At 71.6% G+C, this 3,421-nt stretch carries 2 protein-coding genes and 1 pseudogene; 1 reads left to right on the top strand and 2 read right to left on the bottom strand.

The features are described 5' to 3' along the window. Positions 1 to 43: 43 nt before the first annotated feature. Complete coding sequence (locus AB0G02_RS32045) at positions 44 to 706, bottom strand: hypothetical protein (protein ID WP_360801588.1); 663 nt, start codon at positions 704 to 706, stop codon at positions 44 to 46. A gap of 305 nt (positions 707 to 1,011) precedes the next feature. Further along, positions 1,012 to 1,896, bottom strand: coding sequence for a serine hydrolase (locus AB0G02_RS32040; protein ID WP_360801585.1), 885 nt, complete (start codon positions 1,894 to 1,896; stop codon positions 1,012 to 1,014). Positions 1,897 to 2,317: 421 nt separating this feature from the next. Between AB0G02_RS32040 and AB0G02_RS32035 the strand changes: the two are divergent. After that, positions 2,318 to 3,421: pseudogene (locus tag AB0G02_RS32035) on the top strand (hypothetical protein); the annotation flags it as partial.

Genomic DNA, 3,421 nt, shown 5'->3' with positions numbered 1-3,421 from the left:
CGTCGGGTGGTGTGCACCACCCGACGATGCGACCAACCCGCGGTCACAGGCCGAACGCTTGCGTGACCCGCTCGGTCAGGTCGTCCTCCGTCACGGTGGGGTCGACCTCGATCACGGGCAGCCCCAGGCCCCCGGCCTCCGCCCGGAGGCGATCGGTGAACATCCGGTCCCGGTCGAGCAGGTTGCGCAGCGCCTTCTCCGGAGCGCTGGTCCTGCGGGGGATGTCCCACAGCGTGCCGCGGGAGGCGAACGCGGCCTCGCGGAACGCGGGCGTCGGCAGGAGCCAGACGGCCTGGGCGGGTTCGGTCAGGTAGGGCCGCACGAGGCGCGGCAGCAGCCGGAAGCCCTCGACGATCACGCCGGGGCTCTCCGGGAGCCGGAGGAGGTCCTCGACGATGAGGTGGAACCCCTCACCCTGGAACCAGTGGAACGTGTCGAGCATGGCGTCCGGGGAGCGGTTCACCCACCGCTCGTCCATGTCCATCTCCGCGAACCCGCGCAGGTACGGCGCGTCCTCGGGCGTGCACCGACCGGCGTGGTCCGCCATCACGTCGTCCGTCGCGTAGAGGTGCAGGCCGTGCCCGGCCAGGCGACGGGCGGTGGTCGACTTGCCGCTGCCGCTGCCGCCGCCCAGCCAGCGGACGTGGCGGAGCCGGGCGCGCAGCCGCTCGGCGTCCTCGACGGTGTCCTGTCGTTCGACGTGCATCGGGCTCGCTTCCCTTCGGCCGTGCGGAGGACTACGTCGCGGGACGCCGTGCGCGTCGTCGGACGCCACCGCGGCCGGGACGTGCTGATCACCGGCCCCGTGCACCGCGCAGGCTCGCACCGGTGTAGCGGGACTCGGCGCTCACCACCCGCGATCTGCGCGAACGGCGCGGTAGTGCACGACCCGACGGAGGACCTGGTGTGCTGTTCGCGGCGGAGGTCGACTGCGGCCGTCGTATCGCTGGTGGCCGGGTTGGTTGCGGTCGCCTGGTGATCTCCGCCGGCCTCAGGGCGCGGACTGCGCGATCAGCCGAAGTAACCGTCGAAGATGATCCGGCTGATCTGGGTCGTGGTCTCCATGCCCACCGCGTACCCGTTCTCGACCGTCTGGGTGTTGTTCATGATGGCGAGGGTGTAGCGCTCGTCGGGGCCGACGAAGCCGACCGAGTTCATCAGCCACGAACCGTCGTCGTTGTCGTCGGACCAGCCGTCCTTGTTGCCCGGCCGGGCTGCGGCACCGGCGCCCCACACGCCCCACTGCTGGTTGGCGGCGACCGACCGCATCTCGTTGACGATGTAGTCGCGGTGGGCGGCCGGGAGCCGGGTCAGCACGTAGTTCATCAGCCGATCGAGGTCGTCGGCCGTGGTGAGGATCCAACCCCAGTGGTGCGGGTGCTGGTCGGTGAACCGCATGTCGGTCATCCCGTACGACGGGAAGCGCGACGCGAACTCCTGCTCGCCGCCGTAGCGGGTCCACAGCGTGTGCGCCGCGTTGTCGTCGCTGGAGTTCAGCATCCGGTGCATCAGGTCGCGGTCCTCGGCCGTCAGGCTGACGGTGCCGGCGTCGTTGCGCAGCAGCAGGTCGACGACCATGGCGAGCTTGGGCGTGGAGCAGGCCCAGATCAGCGTGCCCGAGTGGATGTTGCGCCGGACGGCGCCGGTCTTGCGGTCCCGCACCACCATCCCGACGAAACCGGGGCGGCTCTCCGCGTAGGCGTTCGCCCGCCGGATCCGGTCCAGCAGCCGCCAGTCGAGGTACGCCGTGGCGCCCGGCTTGGCGTAACCCACGTCAGCCGTGGCCACAGCGGGCTCGGCGCTGACCGCCGGGGCGGCTGCCGGAGCGGCCGCCGGGGCGAAGCAGGCCACCACGACCAGCGCGGTCACGACCATCCGTCGGTTGATCGCCTTCATACCGAGGAAAGTAGCAGGATCGCGCACGCCGACGGGATGACCGCGGGCAACGAGGTCGCCGTGCTGCGCCGAACCGCACTGGCGACCGCCGGTCGACGACACGGCGGTGGCGTTGGTCGAGCGCGTGGCGCGGGAGAAGGGCGGGCGGAGTTACCACCGAATCGGGTGAAGACCACCTTCAGGCGATACTCGACCGGAATACGACGCCGGAATTGCCCATCCATGCGGGAAGAAGGCGCACGAGAGAAAGAACCCGACAAACCCGCAGGTAGGACCCGGCGCACAGCAGGCATTCGCCGCGTGGCAGTTTCGTGCGCACGACCGAGACCGTCAGCCGGACGTGGCTCCGCAGGGGACAAGACGTATTTATGCGGAATAGCGCAGAGCTGTCGAGGCCATAATGGCCGCTTGGGGGTGGGTGGTGGAACTCGAAGGTGACGGGCAGCGGGTCTCGCAAGCAGCCTGGGCGTCCGATGGCAGCAGCGTCATCCAGGTGGCGCGCGACCAGCACGTCCACCTGGGCGACGGCGTGGGTGAGCGGGTGCGGACCTTCGGGCCCGTGAGCGGTGAGTGCCCCTACCCGGGTCTGGCGGCGTTCGAGGCCGAGCAGGCCGACTGGTTCTTCGGCCGGGACGCGGTGGTCGCGGACCTGATCAGCCTGATGGACCGGCGCAGCCGCGAGGGTGGGATCCAGGTGGTCATCGCGCCGTCCGGCGCGGGCAAGTCCTCGCTGCTCCGGGCCGGGTTGGTACCGAGCCTGGCGCAGGCCGCCCTGCCCGGGTCGGACCGGTGGCGGGTGGTCGTGTGCACCCCCACGGCGGAACCCGAGGTGGATCCGGGCGACGGGGAAGGCCGCGTCGTGCTCGTCGTGGACCAGTTCGAGGAGCTGTTCACGCTGTGCGCCGACGAGGACAGGCGCAAGGCGTACGTCGACCGGCTCGCCGAGCTGGCCGCCGACCCGGCGCAGGCGCTCGTCGTGCTCGGCGTTCGGGCCGACTTCCACGCCGCTTGCGCCGACCACCCGCCGTTGCGGGCGGCGCTGCAGGACGCCCCGCTGGTCGTCGGCCCGATGGGTCGGGCGGAACTGCGGGAGACCATCGTCATGCCCGCCCGGCTGGCCGGCCTCGACATCGAGACCGGCCTGGTCGACCTCCTGCTCACCGACCTCGGCGCGACCTCCGGCTACGAGGCCGGACGGCTGCCGCTGCTCGCCCACGCCCTGCGCGTGTGCTGGCAGCAGCGCAACGGGTCCACGCTCACCGTCCAGGGCTACCGCGACTCGGGCGGCATCCAGCACGCCCTCGCCACCACCGCCGACGCCACCTTCGCCTCGCTCGACGAGGACGGGCAACGCCTGGCGCGCACGGCGTTCCTGCGGCTGGTCCGGATCGGGGACGGCACCGACGACACCCGGCGCCGCGTACCGCTGCGGGAACTGCCCGCCGCGGTGGTGGACGCCTTCACCCGGGCCCGCCTCCTCACCAGCGACCGCGACACCGTCGAGATCACCCACGAGGCGCTGCTG

Source organism: Actinosynnema sp. NPDC023658 (assembly GCF_040639995.1).
Taxonomy (GTDB): Bacteria; Actinomycetota; Actinomycetes; order Mycobacteriales; family Pseudonocardiaceae; genus Actinosynnema.
The sequence above is the reverse complement of the archived record's forward strand: the minus strand, read 5'-3'. Positions and strand labels throughout refer to the sequence as shown.

What these genes read in the sequence shown, in the direction of transcription:
- AB0G02_RS32045 (WP_360801588.1), bottom strand. Translation starts at nt 706, where the DNA reads ATGCACGTCGAACGACAGGACACCGTCGAGGACGCCGAGCGGCTGCGC.
- AB0G02_RS32040 (WP_360801585.1), bottom strand. Translation starts at nt 1,896, where the DNA reads ATGAAGGCGATCAACCGACGGATGGTCGTGACCGCGCTGGTCGTGGTG.